We start from the raw sequence: 22,324 nt of genomic DNA on the forward strand, positions 1-22,324 counted from the left end.
GGCGTAGGCCAGGCGCCGCCGTCATCATTTGTCTTCCGTTTCCGCCGCCAGCGATTCTCTGGCGGCTTTTTTGGCTTTGGCGCGGGCGATAGCCGCCGCGACCGCCGCCTTGCGCGGATCTTCTTCGGCGTCAGCCGGAGCCGGTTCTGTCTCAGCCGGAGCGTCCGCCTGCTGCGCCGCTTTTTTGGCTTTGGCGCGGGCGATAGCCGCCGCGACCGCCGCCTTGCGCGGATCTTCTTCGGCGGCAGCTGGAGCCGGTTCTGTCTCGGCAGGAACGTCCGCCTGCTGCGCCGCTTTCTTGGCTTTGGCGCGGGCGATAGCCGCCGCGACCGCCGCTTTGCGCGGATCTTCTTCGGCGGTAGCCGGAGCCGGTTCTGTCTCGGCCGGAGCGTCCGCCTGCTGCGCCGCTTTCTTGGCCTTCACGCGCGCCAGGGCGGCGGCGACTGCCGCTTTACGCGGATCGTCTTCTGTCGCGGCAGGGGCGGTCATATCTGCGGCCTGTGCCTCTTTGCGCGCCTTCACGCGGGCCAGCGCCGCGGCCACGGCGGCCTTACGCGCGTCGTCACCTGAGGTTGCCGGCGAGGCTTGTTCCGCTTCGGCCGCCAACTGGGCGCGCCGTTCACGCGCCTGCGCTTTACGCGCTTCGCGGGCGGCGATCATCTCGCTGTTGTCCGGCTGCTGGCCGTCGACCGGCGTAACCGCCGCTTCGGCATTCTTGCTGCGTACGCGCGCCAGTGCGGCCTGTACCGCCCCCTGATCGTCGTCGGTCAGTTTGACGGCGGCCTTTTTGTGCCGCTCTTCGCGCGCCAGTTTCTCGCGCTCCAGACGCGCCAGCTTGGCCTCGTAACGCGCCTTGGCCTCGGCGGTGCGCGCCGCTTCCAAATCGATAGCCTTGATTTCGGCCTTTTCCTGCCGGTAGTACTGCACCAGCGGAATGTTGCTGGGGCAGACGAACGCGCAGGCGCCGCATTCGATGCAATCGAACAGGTTGTGGTTGCGCGCCTTGTCGTGCTCCTGCCCGCGGCTGAACCAGTACAGCTGTTGCGGCAACAGCCCGGCAGGGCAAGCGTCCACGCACAGGCCGCAGCGGATGCAGGATTGCTCGGGTTCCTGCGGCGTCATTTCATTCACCGTCGGCGCCAGAATGCAGTTGCTGATCTTGACGATCGGCACGTTCAGCGCGGGCAGGGTAAAGCCCATCAGCGGGCCGCCCATCACCACCATCTGCTGCGCCTGCGGACGGAAACCGACGAAATCAAGCAGGTGCTGCACCGGCGTGCCGATGCGCGCCCACAGGTTGCCAGGGCGCTCGACCGCCTCGCCGGTCAGGGTCACCACGCGCTCAATCAACGGTTCGCCGTCGACGATTGCCCGCTTGATGGCGAAGGCGGTGCCGACGTTTTGCATCAGCACGCCGATAGCGGAGGAGTGCTTGCCGTGCGGCACTTCCTTGCCGGTCAAAATCTTGGTCAGCTGCTTGGCGCCGCCGGACGGGTATTTGGTGGGGATGACGCGCAGGGCAATGCCGGACTGGCCGCGCAACGCCTGTTTCAGCGCCGCGATCGCCTCCGGCTTGTTGTCTTCAATGCCGATCAGCGTGACCTTGGGCTGCAGAATGTGTTGCAGGATCTGCGTGCCTTCAACGATCTGATCGGCATGTTCCTGCATCAGGCGATCGTCGGCGGTGATGTAAGGTTCGCACTCGGCGGCGTTGAGGATCAGCGTTTCCACGCCGCTCATGCCGCCTTGCAGTTTACTGGCGGTCGGGAAACCGGCGCCGCCCAGACCGGCGATGCCGGCCTGATGAATACGTTGAATCAGCTCTGCGGCGGGCGATTGGCGGTAATCCGCTACCGGCTCGCGCTCGCACCAGCGGTCTTCGCCGTCTGCCTCGATAATCACGCACAGCTCCGACAACCCGGAAGGGTGAGCGGTGATGTGCGGCGTGATGGCGCTAACGGTGCCCGAGGTTGGGGCGTGCACCGGCACGGTGCGCCCGCGGCCGACGGTCAGCGGCTGGCCTTTCAACACCCGATCGCCGGCGTTGACGCACAGTTCACCTTCCGGCCCCAGATGCTGCTGCAACGGAATGATAAAGGTCTTGGGCAGAGGGGCGACACGCAGCGGCGCGCCGCTCGACTGAGTCTTCATTTCCGGTGGATGGATCCCGCCGTCGAAATCCCAGATCCGGTCTTTTTTAAAGGCGGCGAACAGATTAAGCATGTTGCTCCACGTGGATCACTTGCACCGGGATCGTCTTCATGTCCCACTTCCAGTTGGCGGTGGTGGTGGCGACCGGTCTCATTTCAATACAGTCGGTAGGGCAAGGGGCGACGCACAGATCGCAGCCGGTACAGAGGTCGGTAATGACGGTATGCATCGCGCGGGTGGCGCCGACGATGGCGTCAACCGGGCAAGCCTGAATGCACTTGGTGCAGCCGATGCAGTTGGCTTCGTCGATATAGGCCACTTTACGCTCCGGCTCGGCGGCGGCTTCGCTGCCCAGCGGCTGCGGCTCCACGTTGAGCAGCTCCGCCAGTTTCAGCATCACCTGTTCGCCGCCCGGCGCGCATTTGTTGATCATCTCGCCGTTGGCCACCGCCTCGGCATAGGGGCGACAGCCGGGGTAGCCGCACTGGCCGCACTGGCTCTGTGGCAAGATCGCGTCGACCTGCTCGGCGACCGGATCCTCTTCCACCTCAAAACGGCGCGCGGCGTAGCCCAGCACCAGTCCGAACAGCAGCCCGAGCGCGCTCAAAGCCGCGATAGCTATCCACAACGCAGTCATTAGAATTTCACCAGCCCGGTAAAGCCCATAAAGGCCAGCGACATCAGCCCGGCGGTGATCAGTGCGATCGAGGAGCCGCGGAACGGCGCCGGCACGTCGGCCACCGCCAGACGTTCGCGAATGGCGGCGAACAGCACCATCACCAGCGAGAAACCGGCGGCGGCGCTGAAACCGTAAACGGCGGACTGCAGGAAGTTATAACCGAGGTTGACGTTAAGCAACGCCACGCCCAGCACCGCGCAGTTGGTGGTGATCAGCGGCAGGAAGATACCCAGCAGGCGGTAGAGCGCCGGGCTGGTCTTGCGCACCACCATCTCGGTGAACTGCACGACGACGGCGATCACCAGAATGAAGGAGAGCGTGCGCAGATACACCAGATCCAGCGGAACCAGAATAAAGGTGTTGATCACCCAGGCGCTGACGGAGGCCAGCGTCATGACGAAGGTGGTGGCCATTCCCATGCCGATGGCGCTTTCCAGCTTCTTGGAAACGCCGAGGAACGGGCACAGGCCAAGAAACTTCACCAGAACGAAGTTGTTCACCAGTACGGTGCCGACAAACAGGAGCAGGTATTCGGTCATTGCGATGCCTAAAAAAATAAAAGCCGCCTATTATCGGGAATCGGCGGCCGGACGACAACATATGAATCGCAGGGGTATTGCCTTTTTTGGTGAAAATTTACACAAATCACCCAATAAAACGTGCTGCAATCGCCTTTAACGTTCGGTAAAGGTCCCTTTGACCCGCTGCGAACGCTTGATGTAAGGCACCAGCAGCGCCGCCATCAGCAGCGGCCAGCCGAGGCTGCGCACCGCTACTTCATCCGGCACCGGCGCGAAGGCGAAGGCTTTCACCGCCAGGATCACCGTGATCAGCAGCCATAACAAGAACAGTTTAGGGAAGCGCTGCGACCGCTGGCAAAACAGAAACACCAGCCACAGGGTGAAGCCCCACATCAAGAGCGTGGTCAACACCGAAAAGTACCATTGCAGGGTAAACGCCTGGGCGTTGGTCAACAGATAGTCGCGCGACTCGGGCATGAAGATCGCCATGGCGTACAGGAGCAGCATCAGGCTGGCGCTGAGCAGGGTGACGATCAGATAGGCCAGCGGGGCCAGCAACCAACCGCCGATACGAGAGTATTCAGCTTGAGACATAAAGGCTTCCTGATTGAATCGGGGATCACAGGCGGCATAGCTTAGCGGGTAATACCGGCTTCGTCATCCCTATCAACCGGCTAGCTCGGCGTCGCGGGGCCGGGCCGCACGTTTGGCTACTCCGACCCCGCTTCGAATTAACATCTCATTTACTTCTTGTTCCAGCCGTCCGCATGGTGTCAAATCGAAAGGGTCTGTCGTGAGCCTGCAAGAGGAAATCCCATGGCTGAGAAAATTCGTGTCGGGCTGGTCGGTTACGGCTACGCCGGCAAAACCTTTCATGCGCCGCTGATCGCCGGTACGCCCGGGCTGGAGCTGGCCGCCGTTTCCAGCAGCGATGCCGGCAAAGTGCGCGCGGACTGGCCGTCGATGACGGTGGTGGGCGATGCGCAGGCGCTGTTCGCCGATCCGGCCCTCGATCTGATCGTGATTCCTACCCCCAACGATACCCATTTCCCGCTGGCGCAACAGGCGCTGGCCGCCGGCAAGCACGTGGTCGTGGACAAACCGTTTACCGTGACATTGTCACAAGCTCAGGCGCTGCAGCAGCAGGCGCAGCAGAGCGGTTTGCTGTTGTCGGTGTTCCACAACCGTCGCTGGGACAGCGATTTCCTGACCCTCAAAGCGCTGCTGAACGACGGTTCGCTGGGCGAGGTGGTGTACTTCGAGTCGCACTTTGATCGTTACCGGCCACAGGTGCGTCAGCGCTGGCGCGAACAGGGCGGCGTCGGCAGCGGCATCTGGTTCGATTTGGGGCCGCATCTGCTCGATCAGGCGCTGCAACTCTTCGGCAAACCCGAGCGGCTGTTTGTCGATCTGGGTGAGCTGCGGCCGGGGGCGCAGGCGGTGGATTATTTCCACGCGCTGCTGAGCTATGGCGATCGCCGTGTGGTGCTGCACGCCAGCATGCTGGCGGCGGCGGAGAGCCCGCGCTATGTGGTGCACGGCACTCGCGGCAGCTATGTCAAATACGGCCTGGATCCGCAGGAAGACCGGCTGAAGGCCGGCGAACGCTTGCCGCAGGCCGACTGGGGCTATGACATGCGCGAGGGTGTGGTGACGCTGTCACGCGGCGACCTGCTGGCGGAACAGCCGCTGCTCAATATTCCCGGCAACTACCCGGCTTATTACGCGGCGGTGCGCGACGCGATTGCCGGCATAGGCGAAAATCCGGTGCCGGCCGCCGACGCCATCGCGGTGATGGCATTGATCGAACTGGGGCTGGAATCGGCCCGGCTGCAGCAGGCGCTGCCGGTGGTCTGATCCCGCCCACTTTTCTGTGGCCCGGCGCAACGTCGGGCCTTTTTACGACTCTACGTGCAAGGAAATCCGTTTCATGTCCTGGTTGCAGCGTTTGCGCATTGATAAATTTTTGCTGGTTCTGATTTTGGTGGTGATCGTCGCCTCGCTGTTCCCCTGCGAAGGCATCTGGAAAACCTTCTTTGAACACCTGACCACCGCCGCCATCGCGCTGCTGTTCTTTATGCACGGCGCCAAGCTGTCGCGCGAGGCGATCATCGCCGGCATGAGTCACTGGAAGCTGCATCTGCTGGTGTTCCTCAGCACCTTTGCGCTGTTCCCGCTGCTCGGGCTGGCGATGAACCTGTTGGTGCCGGGCATCATGACGCCGACAGTCTATCTCGGCTTCCTCTATCTGTGTGCGCTACCGGCCACGGTGCAGTCGGCCATTGCCTTTACGTCGGCGGCGGGCGGTAACGTGGCGGCGGCGATCTGCAGCGCCTCGGCGTCGAGCATTCTCGGCGTGTTCCTGTCGCCGCTGCTGGTGGGGGCGTTGATGCATACTCAGGGCGGTAATACTGACGTGCTGCACGCCATCGGTTCAATCATTTTGCAATTGATGGTGCCGTTCGTGATCGGTCACCTGGCGCGGCCATTGATCGGCAAGTGGATCGATCGCCATCGCAAATTGATCAATCTGACCGACCGTTCGTCGATCCTGCTGGTGGTGTATACCGCGTTCAGCGCGGCGGTGGTGGAAGGGATTTGGCATCGCATCGACGGCTGGTCGCTGCTGACCATCCTGGTGATGTCGCTGGTGCTGCTGACGGTGGTGCTGGTGATCAACACCTACGCGGCGCGCTGGCTGGGCTTTAACACCGCCGATGAAATCACCATCGTCTTCTGCGGTTCGAAAAAGAGCCTGGCGAACGGCATCCCGATGGCCAACGTGCTGTTCCCGGCCGCGGCGGTGGGCGCCATGGTGCTGCCGCTGATGATTTTCCACCAGGTTCAGCTGATGGTGTGCGCGGTGCTGGCGCAGCGCTATGCGCGTAAAACCGCTAAACAGCGGGCCGAGGCGGAGGCGCTGGCGGCCAAATAGGCCGCAGGCCGCTAACGGCGGCCCAGCGCGTCGAGCAGAAAGTCGGCGCGCTCGTCCGGTGAGGCGCGCGGCAGCTCTTGCAGCCGATAGCCATAACGGCGATAGACGGCCACCATCGCCCGGTAGGTCAGCTCGGCTTCGGCGAAAGATTGTTTTCTTTCGCTGTCCTGCGCGTAGATCGCTTGCCACGGCGGGGCGATGAACACCCTTTCGGCATAGCGAAAGACGCCGATCGCCGCCGTCAAATGCGCGGGGATCGGCAGTCCGCACAGCGTGAGATACCCGGCGATATCCGGCAGCCCGCGATCGAAGAACCAGCATGTTTCCCCCGTTGCTTCACGCCATGAGCGCAGTTCCCAATCGAGCATCCGCTCGGCGAAGGCCTGGCGATCGCCCCACGGCAGCGCATGGCCGCCGATACTCACCTGATCCTGAATAATCGCCCGGCCGGCCTCCTGCGAGTGCGGAAAGCCGCGGCGATGAAGAACGTCGATGAGCGTGCTTTTGCCCGAGCCGGGGCCGCCGGTCAGCACGATGCGGCGTGTTTTGTCAGACATGCGAAATTCCTCTCTTGCCACAGAGTGATGGGGTGAAAACAGCGATAAAGACGAGCAGGCGGAAGAAAACGGGGGATGAGAAGAAGGCGCCGTTTGGCGCCTGGGGGATTTAGCCCTGAACTTTGGCGCGCAGCGCCTGTTTTTCCTGTTCGCTGAGGAAAGCCAGCTTCAGGCCGTTTTCCTGCGCGGTGCGGATTTCTTCCGGTGTCAGCCCGGCCTGCGGCGCGGCGACGCGGTATTCATGCTCGATCTCGATGCCCTGAACCGCCGGATCGTCGGTGTTGATCGACGCCAGCACGCCGTGGCGCAGGAAGGTGGCCAGCGGATGCTGCGCCAGCGACGGCACGGTGCTGGTCTGGATGTTGGAGGTCAGGCAGGATTCGATGCCGATGCCGTGTTCCGCCAGGAAGTCCATCAGCGCCGGATCTTCGACCGCTTTCACCCCGTGGCCGATACGTTCGGCGCCCAGCTCGCGGATCGCCTGCCAGATGCTTTCCGGGCCGGCGGCTTCGCCCGCGTGCACGGTGATGCGCAGGCCGGCGTCGCGGGCGCGGTTGAAGTGGTTGAGGAACAGGCTACCGGGGAAGCCCAGCTCATCGCCCGCCAAATCCAGCGCGGTAATGCCGTCGCGGTGCGCCAGCAATCCTTCCAGTTCCTGCAGACAGGCGGCCTCGCCGAAGGTGCGGCTCATGATGCCGATCAGGCGAATGTCGATATCACGATCGCGGCAGCCCGAACGGATCCCGTCGATCACCGCTTCCACCACGCCGGCGACCGGCAGTTGATGCTTCATCGCCATGTAGTAAGGGGAGAAACGCAGCTCGGCATAGTGCAGGCCGGCGTTGGCGGCGTCCTCGACGTTTTCGTATGCCACCCGGCGGCAGGCGTCCAGATCGCCCAGCACCGCCACGCCCCAGTCCAGTTTCTGCAGGAAGCTGACCAGATCCGGTTCGGCATGGGTGATCTGCACGTGCGGGCGCAGGCTCTCCAAATCGTTGGCCGGTAGGGCGAGATTGAACTGGCGGCCGAGGTCGAGAATGGTCTGCGCGCGGATGTTGCCGTCGAGATGGCGGTGAATATCGGTAAGCGGTAGGCGGGGATCGATCATGCTGGGCACTCGCTAATTATCGTAGGTAAAGTGCAGAACAGTATAAAAACAAATGGATGAAACTTGCCATTGCGTTGCATAAAAAAGTGACGTGAGTCACAAATAATGCGCGATATATCGCATTATCGTCGTGAATCAGGCTTTCAACACGCTGACGCCCGCCTGCTGCAACGGCGCGATCAGCGCGTCATCGGTAGCCCGCTCAACGATGATGGTGTGCGCCAGCGTAATATCGCCGATCGCATACTGCGAGGCGGCATTAAGCTTGGCGGCAGAAGCCAGCACCACGGTTTCCGCCGCACGGGCCGCCAGCGCGCGCTTGATGTAGGCTTCTTCCAGATCGCCGGTACTCAGCCCCGCGGTGGGGTGCACGCCGGTCACGCCCATGAAATAAATATCGGCGCGGATATGCGACATCGCTTCTACGGCGGCGGCGCCGACGCTGACGATCGAATGCTTATACAGTCGGCCGCCGATCAGGATCACCTCGACCGTGGGGTGATCGACCAGGCCCACGGCGACGCTGGGGCTGTGGGTGACGATGGTGGCGTTGAGGTTGGCCGGCAGTTGCCTGACCAGCTCTGCGGAGGTGGTGCCACCGTCGATGATCACCACCTGGCCGGGGGCGATCAGCGCCGCCGCCGCTTTGGCGATCGCGCGTTTGGCGCCGGATTCCAATTGATTGCGTTCGGCGAAGCTGGCGATGGCGGAAGAAACCGGCAGGGCGCCGCCATGCACCCGTTGCAGCAACCCCTCGGCGTCCAGTTCACGCAGATCGCGCCGGATCGTATCTTCCGACAGCCCGAACATCTCGCTGAGCTGTTTGGCCAAGACCTGACCCTCCTGGGCCAGTTTTTCCAAAATGATCTTCTTGCGTTGGCTGGTCAACATGGCCATTTCCTCTCAAATTTCCTATGCACGAAATATCTTGATCATACACGAAACTGCACGATAGTATCAATTTCCTTCCTCTGGCGGAGTAAACCGATGATAGCCACCAAAGACAGGGTTCGCATTGTCGAAACCCGGGTGTTGTCCGATGACTGGTACCTGCTGAAAAAAACCACCTTTGATTTTCTGCGGCGCGACGGCGTCTGGCAAAGGCAGAGCCGTGAGACTTACGATCGCGGCGACGGCGCCACCATTTTACTGTTCAACCGGCAGGCGCAAACGGTGATCCTGACGCGCCAGTTCCGCTTTCCGGTGTTCGTCAACGGTCATGACGGCATGCTGATTGAGGCCGCCGCCGGGCTATTGGACGACGCGTCGCCGGAGGCGCGCATCCGCGCCGAAGTTGAAGAGGAAACCGGCTATTTCGTGCAGAACGTGGAGAAAGTGTTTGAGGCGTACATGAGCCCTGGCTCGGTCACCGAAAAGCTGCACTTTTTCGTCGGTGAATATCAGGCGAGCGATCGCCTCAACGAGGGCGGCGGGCTGGCGGCGGAGGGGGAAGATTTGGAGGTGATCGAGCTGCCGCTGGCGCAGGCCCTGCAGGCGATTCGTCAGGGTACGATCGTTGACGCCAAAACCATCATGCTGCTGCAGTTTGTCGCCTTGAATCGGACGTTGGAGGAACAACGATGAAAGCCCAACAAATCTTGATCGCCGGCCCTTATCGCAGCGGCACCGATGGCGATCCGCAGCGTATCGCCGCCAATCTGACGCGCCTCGAACAGGCGGCGCTGGCGGTCTACCAACGGGGGCACGTGCCGGTGATCGGTGAATGGCTGGCGCTGCCTTTGGCGGCCGCGGCCGGTTCCACTCAGGTTGGCGATGCGGTCAGCGAGGCGTTTCTTTACCCGGTGGCTCACCGACTGATTGCGCAGTGTCAGGCGGTGTATCGCATCGAAGGGGCGTCTGCGGGGGCCGATAACGACGTGCGGTTGGCTAACGAATGGGGATTGACGGTCTATCGTCATCTGGAGGAAATTCCGTCTGTTCAGGCGTAACCGAGGGGCGGGCAGAGGCTCGCCCCCTCGCGTTATTGCTCGTCCAGCACAAACTTCAACCCGGCGATCAGTTTGTCCATGCCGGCTTCCAGCTTGCTGCGCGGGCAGCCGACGTTGAGGCGCAGGAACCCGCGGCCTTCTTCGCCGTAGGTAAAGCCCGGCATGATCGCCACCTTTTCACGCTCGATAAGCACCTGCTGCAGCGCCCGATCGTCCACGGCCAGCGGCCGCAGATCGATCCAGGCCAGATAGGTGGCCTGCGGCGGGCGCCAGCCCAGCGCGGGAAACGCCTCCGCCAGCCGTTCGGCGACGTAGGTCAGGTTATCCTGCAGATAGTCGCGCAGGGCGTCCAGCCAGGGTTCGCCGTGGCGGTAGGCAGCCACGTGCGCCGCCACCGCCAGCACCGCCGGCGAGGAGAGGCCGTCACGGGCTTTGAGCTGCTGGAAATAGGCTTCACGGCTGGCGTCATCGCTGATAAAGCCGTAGGCGCCGGTCAGCGCCGGGATATTGAAACTCTTGGAGCCGGAGGTCAGCAAGGCCCAGGCGCCGGTCGCCACCTGGCTCCACGGCGTATGGCGGTGTTCCCCCCAGGCCATATCCATGTGGATTTCGTCGCTGATGACGCGCACGTCGTGGCGCTCGCACAGTTCGGCCATCTGCTGCAACTCGTCGCGGCGCCACACTTTGCCGGTGGGATTATGCGGGCTGCACAGTAGCAGGATCTTGGTCTGCGGCCGCGCCAGCAACGCTTCGAGGTGCGCCATGTCGCAGCGCCAGTCATCTGCGGCCTTGTGCAGCGGGCAGGCCAGCAGCTGGCGCTGGTTGGCGAGGATCACCTTATAGAAGGCGTCGTAGGCCGGGGTATGGGTCACCACGTAGTCGCCCGGCACGGACCATTGGCGGATCAGCTGCGCCGCCATGTAGATAACGGAAGGGCCGTACACCGCCGTTGCGGTGTCGATAGCGGTGTTGAAACGTTGTTGATACCAGTGGCGCAGCGCGCCGAGAAAATCCTCATGCTGCCAACGGCTGTAGCCCAGCACGCCGTGCTGCAGGCGCTGTTGCAGCGCCTCGAGAATGCACGGCGCGGTGGCGAAATCCATATCGGAGATGGTGAACGGCAGCAGGTCTGCGCTGCCGAAGCGATCGGCGATGTAATCCCACTGGGTGCACCAGGTGCCGTGGCGGTCGATCGGGGTAGAGAAATCAAACATGGGTGGCTCCCTGCAGCGCCGCGGCAGGGCGCGCCGTGGCTATCAGTGAGTCTAATTCATCCTTCACCGATTGCACCTGCGGGCCGATCACTACCTGCAGATTATGGTCGTTGAGATGCACTACGCCGATGGCGCGGTTGGCCTTCAGCGCCGCGTCGTCCACCTGGCTCATGTCGTTGACCGACAGGCGCAGGCGAGTGATGCAGTTGTCCAGCGTAATGATGTTGTCCGGGCCGCCGAGCGCCGCCAAAATCACCGGCACATTGTAGCCGGATTTGCCCACTGCGCCGCTTGGCGCGCTTTGGGTGACGGCGCCGTCGCTCTCACGGCCCGGCGTTTTGATGTTAAAGCGCCGGATGGCGAAGCGGAAAATGGCGTAATAGCCGACGAACCAGATGGCGGCCACCACCGGCACCAGATACCACTTGGTGGCGGTGCCGTGCAGAATGCCGAACACCACGAAGTCGATAATGTTGCCGTCAGTGTTGCCGATGGTCACGCCCAGCAGCGCCATGACGGTAAAGCCCAACCCGGTGAGCAGCGCATGGATCAGATACAGGAACGGCGCGACGAACAGAAACAGAAACTCGATCGGCTCGGTGGTGCCACCAACTACGCAGGCCACCACGCCGGAAATCAACAGCCCCTTGATTTTATGGCGGTTCTCCGGTTTGGCGCAGTGGTACATCGCCAGCGCCGCGCCCGGCAGGCCGCCGAGGAACGCCGGCATTTTACCCTGCGACAGGAAGCGGGTGGCGCTTTCGGCGAAACCGGTGGTGGTCGGGCAGGAGAGCTGCGCCTGGAAGATGGTCAGGGCGCCGCTGACGCTGTGGCCGCACACCTCCATCGTGCCGCCCGCCTCGGTAAAGCGGATCAGCGCCACCAGTATGTGATGCAGTCCGAACGGCAACAGCAGGCGTTCGCCGGTGCCGAAAATCATCGGCCCGAAAATGCCGGCGCCATTGATCATGCGCCCCAGGCCGTTGATGCCGGCGGCGAACCATGGCCAGATCACGGGGATGAGCAGGCCGCACAGGCCCAGCGTCACGGTGGTGACAATCGGCACGAAACGGGTGCCGCCGAAGAAGGCCAGCGCATCCGGCAGCCGGATGGTGTGGAAACGTTCATGCAGCAGATACACGATGATGCCGACGATCACTGCGCCGAGGATGCCGGTGTCGATCGACTGAATGCCGAGAATGTTTTGGATGTTGTTGGCCTTCAGCACCAGCGGATCGCTGGTGGGCAGCACGCCGGCAGCGGTCAGGTAGAAGTTGGTGGCCAGATTCAGCACGGCGAAGCCGACGAAACCGGAGAAGGCGGCGACGCCTTTGTTGTCGCGCGCCATGCCCAGCGGAATGGCGATGGCGAACATCACCGGCAGGAAGCTGAAGGCGAAGGAGCCTACCTTGCTCATCCAGGTGAAGATCAGCTGGAAGATCGGGTGGCCGATAAACGGCATCAGGGTGATCACGTCGCGGCTGCTCAGCGAGCTGCCGATCCCCAGCATGATGCCGCAGAAAGAGAGCAAGGCGACGGGCAACATGAACGTTTTGCCCAGGCTCTGGAAGAACTCCCAGAGGGTGATTTTGGGTTTGTTGGCTGCTGACATAACCGACTTCTCCTGGCGAAAAGACGAGCAAAAAGGGGACTGCTGATTAGGTAAAAAGAAGATAAAACGTTTTACCTAGCAAAAATGCGCCACCAATCACAAATCTGCCGCCCGGTTTTTGGCGACAATGCGGCGGGCAGTAAAACGTTTTACTGCGTTGACGGATTCGGTATACCCTTGATCATTACGGCGCGGGTTGCCCAGGAACGGGTTCGCAGAGACTATGAGCATCAAAAAGATCACCATTACCGATGTGGCGCAACAGGCGGGCGTTTCGGTCACCACGGTTTCTCTGGTATTGAGCGGCAAGGGGCGGATTTCGCCGACCACCGTCGAGAAGGTCAATCAGGCGATAGAGCAGTTGGGCTACGTGCGCAATCGCCAGGCGGCGACGCTGCGCGGCGGCGAATCCGGGGTAATCGGCCTGATCCTGCGCGACATTTGCGAACCTTTCTATGCCGAAATGACCGCCGGGCTGAGCGAAGCGCTGGAGGCGCACGACAAACTGCTGTTTTTAACCCAGAGCGGGCGCGATGGTCAGGGGCTGCAGCGGGCGTTTGACGCGCTGCTGGCGCAGGGCGTCGACGGCATCGTGCTGGCCGGCGGCATTCGCGTGGCGGCTGGGTTGAAGGAGAAGGCGGCCGAGCAGGGCGTGCCGCTGGTGTGCGTGGCGCGCTCCAGCGGTCTCGAGGGCGTGGACGTGGTGCGGCCGGACAATATGCAGGCCGCCAAGCTGGCCACCGAATTTTTGATCAAACGCGGCCACAGCCAGATTGCTTATCTCGGCGGCCAGAGCGACTCGTTGACGCGCGCCGAAAGGTTGGGCGGATTTTGCGCCACGCTGTTGCAGTACGGCCTGCCGTTTCGCAGCGAATGGATCGTCGAGTGCGATTGCCGGCAGCGTGAGGCGGCGGAAGCGGCGGAACAGCTGCTGCGCCACTACCCGAATATCACCGCTGTCGTTTGCCACAAGGCGTCGGTGGCGCTTGGCGCCTATTTTGGCCTGACGCGCAGCGGCCGCAGCATCGGTTCGGACGGGGTCGACGCCTACTACGGCCGGCAGGTGGCGCTGATCGGTTTCGGCGACGTGCCGGAGGCCGAGCTGACCGAACCGCCGCTGACCTTTGTCTCCAGCTCGGCGCGGGAAGTGGGGCGCAGCGCCGCCGCGCGCCTGCTGCAGCGCATCAATGACGCCGATCTGCCGGCGCAGAACGTCATTTTGCCGCCGACGCTGATCCGGCGCGGCTCCGCTTAGTCCCGCCGCTGTTCCTCTTCCGCTTCGCGGCAAATCCAGCCGATAAAGGCCTTCATCGCCGGCGTCAGATCCCGCGATTTCAAATGGGTCAGCCAGTAGGCGCCGAGCGCGGCCTCGGCGGCGAACGGCCGCTGCAGCGCGCCGGCGGCCAGTTCGCGGCGGAACATGCTGACCGGCGCCAGCGCCACGCCGTCGCACTGGAGCGCGCCTTCCACCATCAGCCTCGATGAGTCGAACACCGGGCCGTTGATTCGCCACGGCGTTACCTGCGCAGCCGTGAACCAGCGTTCCCATTCATCCTGGCGGTAAGTGCGCATCAGCAGTTCGTGCTGCAGATCCTGCGGCGTATGCAGCCGCGCGGCGACCGCCGGCGAGCAGAGCACCGTCAGCGGCGCGTCGAACAGCTTAATATTGCGGGTGGCGGGCCATAAACCTTCGCCGAAACGGATGGCGAAATCCATGCCATCGGCCGACAGATTGACCAGGTTGTTGTGGGTCAGCACCCGCAGATCGATGAACGGATGCGCCGCGCGGAACGCCGCCAGCCGCGGCATCAGCCAGCCGACCGCGAAGGTGCCGACCACCGCCACCGTCAGCACTTCGTGGAAATGCCCGCCTTCGAACTGCTGCAACACCGCCTCGATGCGATCGAAAGCGTCGCTCAACACCGGCAGCAGCGCCTGGCCCTCTTCGGTCAGATCCAACCCGCGCGGCAGGCGGCGGAACAGCTGAATGCCCAGCTGTTCTTCCAGCATGCGCACCTGCTGGCTGACGGCGGCCTGAGTGACGCGCAGCTCCAGACCGGCGCGGGTGAAGTTCAGGTGGCGGGCGGAGGATTCGAACGCTCGCAGGGCGTTGAGGGGAAGTCGGTTGCGCATTGTTGATAGCCATAAGTTTTTCTTTATGCTGGCTGAAATTATTATCGCTTGTCAACCCGGCGGCAAAAACCGATATTTGGCGCGGCTGCCGCAAGATTGGCGGAGCCCGTAAAGGAATGACATCATCCATCAGGGAGTGCGCCGTGCGCAACGCCAATAAAAACTTTTGGCCGCGGCCGATGCCCTGCAACCGAAGAGCCTCTATCATGACGAAAATGAACCGCCTGGCGGCCGCGCTGATCGCCGCACTGATCTTGCCGACCGCGCACGCCACGCAGCAGCAGGATATCGACGCCGTTATTCAGCCGCTGATGAAAAAATACGGCGTGCCGGGCATGGCGATCGCCGTATCGGTCGATGGCAAACAGCAGATTTACCCGTATGGCGTCGCCTCGAAACAGACCGGCAAACCGATCACCGAGCAGACGCTGTTCGAGGTGGGGTCGCTGAGCAAAACCTTCACCGCGACGCTGGCGGTCTATGCGCAGCAGCAGGGCAAGCTGTCGTTCAGCGATCCGGCCAGCCATTATCTGCCTGAGCTGCGCGGCAGCGCCTTCGACGGCGTCAGCCTGCTGAATCTGGCGACCCACACATCCGGCCTGCCGCTGTTCGTGCCGGACGACGTGACCGACAACGCCCAACTGATGGCTTACTACCGGGCCTGGCAGCCGAAGCACCCGGCGGGCAGCTACCGCGTCTATTCCAACCTCGGTATCGGCATGCTGGGCATGATCGCCGCCAAGAGTCTCGATCGGCCGTTTATCCAGGCCATGGAGCAGGGCATGCTGCCGGCGCTGGGCATGAGCCACACCTACATTCAGGTGCCGGCGGCGCAGATGGCCAACTATGCCCAGGGTTACAACAAGGACGATAAGCCGGTGCGCGTCAATCCCGGCCCGCTGGACGCCGAATCTTACGGCATCAAATCCAACGCCCGCGATCTGATTCGTTACCTGGACGCCAACCTGCAGCAGGCGAAGGTCGCGCAGCCGTGGCGCGAGGCGCTGGCCGCCACGCACGTCGGCTATTACAAAGCGGGCGTGTTCACGCAGGATCTGATGTGGGAGAACTACCCGTACCCGGTAAAACTGTCGCGGCTGATCGAGGGCAACAACGCCGGGATGATAATGAACGGCACGCCGGCCACCGCCATCACGCCGCCGCAGCCGGAGCTGCGCGCCGGTTGGTATAATAAAACCGGTTCGACCGGCGGTTTCTCCACCTACGCGGTGTTTATCCCGGCGAAAAATATCGCCGTGGTGATGCTGGCCAACAAATGGTTCCCGAACGACGATCGGGTCGAGGCGGCTTACCGCATCGTGCAAGCGCTGGATAAGCGCTGATCGTGGGGGGCGCCGTCGGGGCGCCCCTGTTACCGGTGCTGTCGCTCTCGCCGCTCGCGCATGAAATCGATAAAGGCGCGCAGCTTGAGCGGCAGATGCCTACCGGCGGGAAAGTAGATGAAAAATCCCGATGCCTCGCTGGCATACTCCGGCAGCACTTCCACCAGATCGCCCTGCGCCAGTTCCTGCACCACCGTGCCCTGAAAACGTTGCGCGATCCCCAGGCCCGCCAACGCCGCATCCTTGATCAGCCGATCTTCGTTAAAGATCAAACTGCCGCTGACGTCCAGCGCCCGCTCATCGCCGTGCCGACTGAAATACCAGGGCTCCAATTTGCCGCTGCCGGGAAAACGGTAGCGCAGGCAATGGTGCGCGAGCAGATCGTCCGGCGTGGCCGGCGCGCCGCAACGCGTCAGATAATCGGGTGAGGCGACCAGCACCCGGCGCTGGCCGTTGTCGATCGGCACGGCGATCATGTCCTTTTGCAGCATGGCGTGCATGCGAATGCCGGCATCGAAACTGCCCAGCACCAGATCGGAAAAGCGGTCTTCGGTAAACAGCTCCAGCTGCACTTCGGGATAGCGCCGCTGAAACTCCGCCAGGTGCGGCATCACCAGCAGCGAAGCGGCCAGTTGCGGCAGCGTGATGCGCAGCAGGCCCGCCGGCTGCGCGCCCAGGGCGCGCACGTCGTCCGCCGCCACGTCGATCTGGTTCATCGCCGGCGAGACCTTCTGGTAAAACAGTCGGCCCTCGTCGCTGAGGCGCACCGAGCGGCTGGTGCGGTGGAATAAGCGCACCCCCAGCTGATTCTCCAGCGCCTGAATGTTTTGCGACACCGCCGGCGGCGTGACGCCCAGTTGGTTGGCCGCACGGGTGAAGTTGCCCAGCCGCGCGACGGCTTCGAAATAGGGCAGCAGCTGCAGGAGTGAACTCATCTATCAATAACCTGTGCTTAATGATTCATTAAATTATGCCTTATTTTAATTTATGACGAACGTTTTAGACTGATTTTTACTTTCCCTCAGCGAGATAAAAATCATGTCGGCAGAACAACGGGCGTTAACAGAACGGATCGCGGCGATCGATCAACAGGCGATGGCCGAAGGGCGCATCGTGGGCAGCGTGGTGCTGGTGGCGCGGCGGGGTGAAATTTGCTACGCCGGTGCGGCCGGTTATGCCGATCGCGAAGCGCGGCAACCGATGCGGCGAGAAACGCAGTTTCGGCTGTCGTCGGTTTCCAAGCCCTACACCACGCTGGCGGCGCTGCGCCTGATTGAACGAGGCAAGCTGAGCCTCGACGATGCGGTCAGCGATTGGCTGCCGTGGTTTACCCCGGCGCTGGCCGACGGCCGGCGCCCGACGATCAAGATTCGTCATTTGCTGAGTCATACCGCCGGGCTCGACTATCGGCTGAATCAACCGCCAGCAGGCGTTTACCATCAGTTGGGGATCCAGGACGGCGTGGAGCTGTCGACGCTGACGCTGGAGCAAAACCTGCGGCTGTTGGCGCAGGCGCCGTTGCTATCGGAACCGGGCGCGCGCTTCAACTATTCGCTGGCGATCGACGTGCTCGGCGCGGTGCTGGAGCGAGTGACGGGCATGCCGCTGCCGCAGCTGTTTGTCGAATGGGTGGCGCGGCCGCTGGGGCTCGGCAATACCGCGTTCCATGCGACCCATGCCGCTAACCTGGCGACGCCTTATTACAATACGCCGCAGGGGCCGCGGCGCATGCCGGAAGGCGTGCGGATCGCCTTGCCGGAAGGCATGGCGGGGGGAGAAGTGACGTTCTCGCCGGCGCGCGCGCTTAACGTCGGAGCCTATCCCTCCGGCGGCGCGGGCATGGTCGGTGATGCCGACGACGTGCTGCGGCTGGTGGAGGCGCTGCGCAGCGGCGGGCAGGGCATTTTGCAACCGGATACGGTGGCGTTGCTGCGTCACCCGCACGTCGGCGCCGAGGCGCAAACGCAAGGGCCGGGCTGGGGCTTCGGCTTTGGCGGCGCGCTGCTGGTGGATCCCGACGCTGCGCAGACGCCGCAGCATGCCGGTACCCTGACCTGGGGCGGCGTTTACGGCCACAGCTGGTTCTTTGATCCAGAGGCGCAGCTGAGCGTAGTCGTCTTGACCAATACCGCATTTGAGGGCATGTGCGGCCGCTATCCGCAGCAGATCCGCGATGCGGTTTATGCGGCGTAAATAACAAGGGCCCCACAGGGGGCCCTTGTTCAGGCTTTCAGGCGATTACTGCGCCGGTGCCGGAGCGGGTTCCGCTTCCTGCGCCGGTTCAGCGTCTTCCGCCGGGGCGCCCAGCATGGCGAACTGGCTGATGAACTCCTGCAGCGACATTTTGTTGCCGTTCAGGTCAACCTGATTGTCAGCGTAGTGGAACTTGCTCGCGATCACGCCGTCTTTCTGGGTGGTCAGCTTGAACATCTGACCCATGGCCGCCAGGCCCTGCACTTGCTGCTGCGCCAGTTTCTGCGCGTCTTCCTCATTGTAACCCTGCAACAAGGCGGTCTTCGCGGTCACTTCGGTAGCCATCGCTTCCGGAATGGTCAGGCTGAGATCCAGCTTTTTAACCGCCTGAGCGATCACTTGATCCGGCGACTGTGCCGGGGAGGCGGCCTTGCTCGGATCGGTCATCGCCAGATCCAGCGTGAAGATGCTCTCACCCTTGCTGTTTTTCCAGCTCAGCGGGGCGATGCTGAGGCTTGGGTTGCCTTTCAGCAGCAGCGGCAGGTTCTTTTGCAGCATCTCGGAGGTCTGCTGTTCGTAGACGTCCGGATCCAGGTTCTCGCCCTGCTGCAGCAGCGCCATGGTTTGGCGGTTGTAGCTGTCGGAGAAGTCTTTCAGCGCCTTGCCGTCGACGTTGTCGATTTTCATCGTCAGTTTACCGGCGCCGAAGTCGTTGCCCTGCACCTTGAGCGCGTCCATGGTGTAATCGATCTGGCCGCCGATATTGCTGCTGCCTTGCTCGCCGAACTTGCTCACCAGATTGAAACCGTCCAACGCCACGGTGTCTTTACCGTCGATCGTCAGTTTGAACTGCTTCTGGGTCATCGTCTGATCGCCGAGCTTCACGCCGAACTTGCTTTCGTTGCTGTTGCCTTTCAGGTTGAAGCCCTGGAAGGTGATCTGCTCGTTTTGGCCGAATTCGTTCGGGCTGGCGAACACGATGTTGTCGCTGTTGGCGTCCAACGCGATTTTTTTCAGATCGCGGGACACGTCGGCGTCAATGGTGGCGCCGCTGAATTTCAGCGAAGACTTATCCTTCTGGTAGTCCAGTGGGATAAAGTCGATGGTGGACGCGGTATCGCCGCTGTACGAGATGCGCGAATCGGCGGTAAACAGCGATTTGCCTTTGGTGGTTTCAAACAGGCCTTTCACCGCCGGGGTGTTTTCCAGCTCGGTATGCACCGACGCCATGCTCGGCAGCAGGTTGAATTTTTTCAGCTGCGCGAACGGGAACGGACCGTGATCGATGGTTTCCAGGAATGCCACTTCTTCACCGGCTTTCAGCGCCGCGTTTTCGCTGGTATCCGTGCCGTCGGAACGCAGCACATAACGCACTTTACTGCTGAACAGGCCGCGCTGGTAATTTTCATAGCTCAGCTTGACGCCGGCTTTCGGCAGGTAGGCTTTCAGTTGGCCGTTGGCGTTGTCGACGACTTCGCCCATGTGCTGCTCGATCTGTTTCCCGGTGTACCAGGATGCCCCGGTCCATGCTGCGCCAAGAACGACAATGACGCTGACAGCGACTAACGATTTTTTCATAGCTCTGTTTCATCCTTTTTTCTTATAACCCTCCGTTGCGAGGGAGGGGGCAAATGTGGGCCGACAAAAAACGCCCGCAGGCGTTTAATTGTGGGGGCAGCTCTCGCTTTCAGCAAGCAATTTGCTGAAATTTATCAACGGTTAGGCCAGTTGGTTATAAACCCTGGCGATACGGCCGCTGCCGCTGACGTTGACCGGCGATTCGAAGGCGCCGATAAAGCAGGATTCACCCGGTTTGAGCGTCAGGCGCTGCCCGGATTTTTCCAGCGTCGCTTCGCCGCTGACGCAGAACACGATAGCCGCGCTCCGTTGCGCGAGCGCCTGCGGCGCGGCGGTCAAATCGTGCAGCGAGAAGGCGAAATCTTCCACCGGGATCGGGAAGAACAGTTCGTTGCCGCGCCGCTCCGGTTGGGTCAGCAGGCCGGACGCCGGCTGCGGGCGGAACTGCAGGTTGGCCAGCAGCTCGGGCACGTCGATAAATTTCGGCGTCAGGCCGGCGCGCAGCACGTTGTCCGAGTTGGCCATCACCTCCAGCGCCACGCCTTTCAGATAGGCGTGCGGCGTTTCGGCATACAGGAACATCGCCTCGCCCGGCGCGAGCTGCACCACGTTCAGCAGCAGCGGTGAGAACAGACCGCTGTCGTCCGGATAGAAACCGGCGATGAAGCGCACGGTATCCCAGGGTTCACCCTGCTGGTTGTTGAGCGCGGCTTTCAGCACGCCGAGCGCCAGCGACTTTTGCTCGCCGCTCATCGTCAACAGGCTGGCGAACAGGGTAGACAGATGGGCGGTGTCCGGCTGCTGCAGGAAGGTGGCGATATCGTGGTGCGCGCCGGCGATCGGTTGCAGCAGGGAGACGATATCGGCCAGTTCGCGAAAGCCGTTCATCGCCAGGAACGGCGTCAGGGCGAAGACCAGCTCGGGCTTGTGATTGGGATCTTTATAGTTGCGTTCGGCGGCGCTCAGCGGGATGCCGGCGGCGTTCTCTTTCGCGAAGCCGATCTCGGCCGCCGCTTTGCTCGGGTGGACCTGGATCGAAAGCGGTTGATCGGCGCAGAGCACTTTAAACAGGAACGGCAACTCGCCAAAGCGGCTGGCGACGTCAGCGCCCAGCTGCTTTGGCTGGTCTTCATCGATAAGAAAGCGCAGCGAACGCAGTGCGCCATCGGCGCCGGGCACGCGGGAAGGGCTCTTGGGATGCGCGCCCATCCACAGTTCGGCCATCGGCTGATTATCCGGGTTGGCGATGCCGTAAAGACGGGTCAGCGCATCGTGGCTGCCCCAGGCGTAATTCTGTACCGCGTTGGTCATTTTTTGCATGTCGATAAACGTCCTTTGCGTCATTGCCGCACTAATGGCAATAACTTACTGATTTTATACGATTCGCTTCATCTGTGCCGACAACCATCATACGCCCGTGTCGGCAGGAACCCTCATGGGCGCGATCAAAACAACGCCGGATAAGGTTGCGTCCGGCCACGCGGCCAGAGTATAGCGTGATAACGATCGGCGTCTCAAATGGCTCACCGGCCTCAAGAGGGCCCGGCAAATCCGCCAATCGATCGTTGATGGGAGGGAAAGAAATTATTGCCGACAGCGCAGGCTTTCTACGTCATTATTTATTTATCGGCATGTCAAAGTATGTCGGCGGAATTTATTTTTTACCTTCTGAGCCATTCCCTTATTATTATTTTTGCGCCAAGTCGGGCGATCACACGCCGAGCTTAAACCTGAACGACAGACCGCTTTACCGTAGCCGTTAACGAGTCGATTTAACGAAATGAGAGGTCTGTTGCATGAAAAAATGGTTGCTGTTGTTGGGGCTTTGCACCGGGGCGGCTCAGGGGGCGGTGATCGTCACCTATCCCTACGCGGCCCCGCGCGCCGTGGTGATAACGCCGGCGCCGATCGTCGTTGCGCCCGCACCGGTCGCGCTTCCCGCCGTGACTGCACCCGTGACACATCCGCTGGCGCTCACCGCCGGCGCGGTGGCGACCGGGGCGTATCGCCATAATGAACGGCAGGATGCCTACGATGAGATCAATCATTTGCAACAGCAGCGGATCGATGAACTCAATCACTTACAGGCGCAGCGCATCAATAATTTTAATTCGCGTCACGCGCGTTAATTTCATCTCCGCGTTTATTATCCCGGTTCTTTCTTCGTCTTTATTTCGGCGCGGGTTAACCGACGGCAAATAACCGCGTCATGAATGGGTAAAAGAGATGAATCGTGCTGTGAGATAACTCTCTTAATGCGAATAGTTATTATGTCACTATACTGGGAATGCGTGCCGACGGGGGGTAGCGCGTCGGCCTAACCCTACAATTTTAGGAATTATGCTAAGGAG

22 protein-coding genes are annotated in these 22,324 nt (G+C 61.9%); 9 read left to right on the plus strand and 13 right to left on the minus strand.

Going from position 1 to position 22,324, the window contains the following annotated elements; genetic code table 11:
- Positions 1-24: 24 nt before the first annotated feature.
- The 4 genes from rsxC to ACJ8PE_RS20260 all read right to left on the minus strand — a co-directional run bounded on the left by rsxC (position 25) and on the right by ACJ8PE_RS20260 (position 3,945).
- Positions 25-2,223, minus strand: coding sequence for an electron transport complex subunit RsxC (gene rsxC, locus ACJ8PE_RS20245; RefSeq protein ID WP_442536856.1), 2,199 nt, complete (start codon positions 2,221-2,223; stop codon positions 25-27).
- Entirely contained in the window at positions 2,216-2,788 is a 573-nt protein-coding gene (gene rsxB, locus ACJ8PE_RS20250; protein WP_004938428.1) for an electron transport complex subunit RsxB, read from the minus strand. Before rsxB ends, rsxC begins: the two co-directional genes overlap by 8 nt.
- Positions 2,788-3,369 carry an electron transport complex subunit RsxA gene (gene rsxA / locus ACJ8PE_RS20255; RefSeq protein ID WP_004938443.1) on the minus strand — a complete coding sequence of 194 codons (582 nt, stop codon included), beginning with the start codon at positions 3,367-3,369 and terminating at the stop codon, positions 2,788-2,790. Before rsxA ends, rsxB begins: the two co-directional genes overlap by 1 nt.
- A gap of 135 nt (positions 3,370-3,504) precedes the next feature.
- Positions 3,505-3,945 carry a DUF2569 domain-containing protein gene (locus tag ACJ8PE_RS20260; protein ID WP_004938446.1) on the minus strand — a complete coding sequence of 147 codons (441 nt, stop codon included), beginning with the start codon at positions 3,943-3,945 and terminating at the stop codon, positions 3,505-3,507.
- A gap of 222 nt (positions 3,946-4,167) precedes the next feature.
- On the opposite strand from ACJ8PE_RS20260, the gene ACJ8PE_RS20265 reads away from it, so the two are divergent.
- Positions 4,168-5,208: an oxidoreductase gene (locus tag ACJ8PE_RS20265; protein WP_033650498.1), complete on the plus strand. Its 1,041-nt coding sequence runs from the start codon at positions 4,168-4,170 to the stop codon at positions 5,206-5,208.
- A 73-nt stretch (positions 5,209-5,281) separates the two neighbouring features.
- Positions 5,282-6,286 (plus strand): bile acid:sodium symporter family protein, encoded by a 1,005-nt coding sequence (locus tag ACJ8PE_RS20270; protein WP_033640474.1) that lies wholly within the window; start codon positions 5,282-5,284, stop codon positions 6,284-6,286.
- Positions 6,287-6,297: 11 nt separating this feature from the next.
- Here the strand turns inward: ACJ8PE_RS20270 and ACJ8PE_RS20275 are convergent, their stop codons facing one another.
- From ACJ8PE_RS20275 to ACJ8PE_RS20285, 3 genes are all read right to left on the minus strand, one after another.
- Entirely contained in the window at positions 6,298-6,843 is a 546-nt protein-coding gene (locus ACJ8PE_RS20275; protein WP_069100785.1) for an AAA family ATPase, read from the minus strand.
- Between the two features lie 109 nt (positions 6,844-6,952).
- Complete coding sequence (gene add, locus ACJ8PE_RS20280; RefSeq protein WP_019455941.1) at positions 6,953-7,951, minus strand: adenosine deaminase; 999 nt, start codon at positions 7,949-7,951, stop codon at positions 6,953-6,955.
- A 135-nt stretch (positions 7,952-8,086) separates the two neighbouring features.
- Complete coding sequence (locus ACJ8PE_RS20285; RefSeq protein ID WP_033650520.1) at positions 8,087-8,842, minus strand: DeoR/GlpR family DNA-binding transcription regulator; 756 nt, start codon at positions 8,840-8,842, stop codon at positions 8,087-8,089.
- Positions 8,843-8,938: 96 nt separating this feature from the next.
- On the opposite strand from ACJ8PE_RS20285, the gene ACJ8PE_RS20290 reads away from it, so the two are divergent.
- On the plus strand, positions 8,939-9,535 hold the full coding sequence (locus tag ACJ8PE_RS20290) for an NUDIX domain-containing protein (protein ID WP_197792900.1): 597 nt from the start codon (positions 8,939-8,941) through the stop codon (positions 9,533-9,535).
- Entirely contained in the window at positions 9,532-9,900 is a 369-nt protein-coding gene (locus ACJ8PE_RS20295) for an NUDIX hydrolase (protein WP_197794459.1), read from the plus strand. Before ACJ8PE_RS20290 ends, ACJ8PE_RS20295 begins: the two co-directional genes overlap by 4 nt.
- Before the next feature lie 32 nt (positions 9,901-9,932).
- Here ACJ8PE_RS20295 and ACJ8PE_RS20300 read toward each other — a convergent pair whose 3' ends face one another.
- Both ACJ8PE_RS20300 and malX read right to left on the minus strand, forming a co-directional pair.
- Positions 9,933-11,114, minus strand: coding sequence for a MalY/PatB family protein (locus ACJ8PE_RS20300; RefSeq protein ID WP_197792898.1), 1,182 nt, complete (start codon positions 11,112-11,114; stop codon positions 9,933-9,935).
- Positions 11,107-12,726, minus strand: a complete 1,620-nt coding sequence (malX, locus tag ACJ8PE_RS20305) for a maltose/glucose-specific PTS transporter subunit IIBC (RefSeq protein ID WP_197760595.1) — start codon at positions 12,724-12,726, stop codon at positions 11,107-11,109. Before malX ends, ACJ8PE_RS20300 begins: the two co-directional genes overlap by 8 nt.
- 223 nt (positions 12,727-12,949) lie before the next feature.
- On the opposite strand from malX, the gene ACJ8PE_RS20310 reads away from it, so the two are divergent.
- Positions 12,950-13,981, plus strand: coding sequence for a Mal regulon transcriptional regulator MalI (locus ACJ8PE_RS20310; RefSeq protein ID WP_197794455.1), 1,032 nt, complete (start codon positions 12,950-12,952; stop codon positions 13,979-13,981).
- Here ACJ8PE_RS20310 and ACJ8PE_RS20315 read toward each other — a convergent pair.
- Entirely contained in the window at positions 13,978-14,859 is an 882-nt protein-coding gene (locus ACJ8PE_RS20315; RefSeq protein WP_033650493.1) for a LysR family transcriptional regulator, read from the minus strand. The genes ACJ8PE_RS20310 and ACJ8PE_RS20315 overlap by 4 nt on opposite strands.
- Before the next feature lie 206 nt (positions 14,860-15,065).
- On the opposite strand from ACJ8PE_RS20315, the gene blaSRT reads away from it, so the two are divergent.
- Positions 15,066-16,202 carry an SRT/SST family class C beta-lactamase gene (gene blaSRT, locus ACJ8PE_RS20320; RefSeq protein ID WP_182074775.1) on the plus strand — a complete coding sequence of 379 codons (1,137 nt, stop codon included), beginning with the start codon at positions 15,066-15,068 and terminating at the stop codon, positions 16,200-16,202.
- A gap of 29 nt (positions 16,203-16,231) precedes the next feature.
- Here the strand turns inward: blaSRT and ACJ8PE_RS20325 are convergent, their stop codons facing one another.
- Positions 16,232-17,137: a LysR family transcriptional regulator gene (locus ACJ8PE_RS20325; protein ID WP_033650491.1), complete on the minus strand. Its 906-nt coding sequence runs from the start codon at positions 17,135-17,137 to the stop codon at positions 16,232-16,234.
- Between the two features lie 103 nt (positions 17,138-17,240).
- Between ACJ8PE_RS20325 and ACJ8PE_RS20330 the strand changes: the two genes are divergently transcribed.
- Positions 17,241-18,395, plus strand: a complete 1,155-nt coding sequence (locus tag ACJ8PE_RS20330; RefSeq protein WP_033642966.1) for a serine hydrolase domain-containing protein — start codon at positions 17,241-17,243, stop codon at positions 18,393-18,395.
- 45 nt (positions 18,396-18,440) lie between these two features.
- On the opposite strand, the gene ACJ8PE_RS20335 is transcribed toward ACJ8PE_RS20330, so the two are convergent.
- A complete protein-coding gene (locus ACJ8PE_RS20335; RefSeq protein WP_442536857.1) occupies positions 18,441-19,973 on the minus strand; it encodes a YdgA family protein in 1,533 nt (510 codons plus the stop codon).
- A gap of 141 nt (positions 19,974-20,114) precedes the next feature.
- Entirely contained in the window at positions 20,115-21,293 is a 1,179-nt protein-coding gene (gene manA, locus ACJ8PE_RS20340) for a mannose-6-phosphate isomerase (RefSeq protein ID WP_046898452.1), read from the minus strand.
- Positions 21,294-21,469: 176 nt separating this feature from the next.
- Between manA and ACJ8PE_RS20345 the strand changes: the two genes are divergently transcribed.
- Together ACJ8PE_RS20345 and ACJ8PE_RS20350 are read left to right on the plus strand one after the other, a co-directional pair.
- Entirely contained in the window at positions 21,470-21,736 is a 267-nt protein-coding gene (locus tag ACJ8PE_RS20345; protein ID WP_127897192.1) for a hypothetical protein, read from the plus strand.
- 33 nt (positions 21,737-21,769) lie between these two features.
- Complete coding sequence (locus ACJ8PE_RS20350) at positions 21,770-22,102, plus strand: hypothetical protein (protein WP_197792894.1); 333 nt, start codon at positions 21,770-21,772, stop codon at positions 22,100-22,102.
- Positions 22,103-22,324: the final 222 nt, after the last annotated feature.

It is taken from the genome of Serratia sp. CY74737 (assembly GCF_052166775.1).
GTDB lineage: Bacteria > Pseudomonadota > Gammaproteobacteria > Enterobacterales > Enterobacteriaceae > Serratia > Serratia ureilytica.

Excerpts from the sequence above, each read along its gene's own strand:
- rsxC (WP_442536856.1), bottom strand. The coding sequence starts at position 2,223 with ATGCTTAATCTGTTCGCCGCCTTTAAAAAAGACCGGATCTGGGATTTC.
- rsxB (WP_004938428.1), bottom strand. The coding sequence starts at position 2,788 with ATGACTGCGTTGTGGATAGCTATCGCGGCTTTGAGCGCGCTCGGGCTG.
- rsxA (WP_004938443.1), bottom strand. The coding sequence starts at position 3,369 with ATGACCGAATACCTGCTCCTGTTTGTCGGCACCGTACTGGTGAACAAC.
- ACJ8PE_RS20260 (WP_004938446.1), bottom strand. The coding sequence starts at position 3,945 with ATGTCTCAAGCTGAATACTCTCGTATCGGCGGTTGGTTGCTGGCCCCG.
- ACJ8PE_RS20265 (WP_033650498.1), top strand. The coding sequence starts at position 4,168 with ATGGCTGAGAAAATTCGTGTCGGGCTGGTCGGTTACGGCTACGCCGGC.
- ACJ8PE_RS20270 (WP_033640474.1), top strand. The coding sequence starts at position 5,282 with ATGTCCTGGTTGCAGCGTTTGCGCATTGATAAATTTTTGCTGGTTCTG.
- ACJ8PE_RS20275 (WP_069100785.1), bottom strand. The coding sequence starts at position 6,843 with ATGTCTGACAAAACACGCCGCATCGTGCTGACCGGCGGCCCCGGCTCG.
- add (WP_019455941.1), bottom strand. The coding sequence starts at position 7,951 with ATGATCGATCCCCGCCTACCGCTTACCGATATTCACCGCCATCTCGAC.
- ACJ8PE_RS20285 (WP_033650520.1), bottom strand. The coding sequence starts at position 8,842 with ATGTTGACCAGCCAACGCAAGAAGATCATTTTGGAAAAACTGGCCCAG.
- ACJ8PE_RS20290 (WP_197792900.1), top strand. The coding sequence starts at position 8,939 with ATGATAGCCACCAAAGACAGGGTTCGCATTGTCGAAACCCGGGTGTTG.
- ACJ8PE_RS20295 (WP_197794459.1), top strand. The coding sequence starts at position 9,532 with ATGAAAGCCCAACAAATCTTGATCGCCGGCCCTTATCGCAGCGGCACC.
- ACJ8PE_RS20300 (WP_197792898.1), bottom strand. The coding sequence starts at position 11,114 with ATGTTTGATTTCTCTACCCCGATCGACCGCCACGGCACCTGGTGCACC.
- malX (WP_197760595.1), bottom strand. The coding sequence starts at position 12,726 with ATGTCAGCAGCCAACAAACCCAAAATCACCCTCTGGGAGTTCTTCCAG.
- ACJ8PE_RS20310 (WP_197794455.1), top strand. The coding sequence starts at position 12,950 with ATGAGCATCAAAAAGATCACCATTACCGATGTGGCGCAACAGGCGGGC.
- ACJ8PE_RS20315 (WP_033650493.1), bottom strand. The coding sequence starts at position 14,859 with ATGCGCAACCGACTTCCCCTCAACGCCCTGCGAGCGTTCGAATCCTCC.
- blaSRT (WP_182074775.1), top strand. The coding sequence starts at position 15,066 with ATGACGAAAATGAACCGCCTGGCGGCCGCGCTGATCGCCGCACTGATC.
- ACJ8PE_RS20325 (WP_033650491.1), bottom strand. The coding sequence starts at position 17,137 with ATGAGTTCACTCCTGCAGCTGCTGCCCTATTTCGAAGCCGTCGCGCGG.
- ACJ8PE_RS20330 (WP_033642966.1), top strand. The coding sequence starts at position 17,241 with ATGTCGGCAGAACAACGGGCGTTAACAGAACGGATCGCGGCGATCGAT.
- ACJ8PE_RS20335 (WP_442536857.1), bottom strand. The coding sequence starts at position 19,973 with ATGAAAAAATCGTTAGTCGCTGTCAGCGTCATTGTCGTTCTTGGCGCA.
- manA (WP_046898452.1), bottom strand. The coding sequence starts at position 21,293 with ATGCAAAAAATGACCAACGCGGTACAGAATTACGCCTGGGGCAGCCAC.
- ACJ8PE_RS20350 (WP_197792894.1), top strand. The coding sequence starts at position 21,770 with ATGAAAAAATGGTTGCTGTTGTTGGGGCTTTGCACCGGGGCGGCTCAG.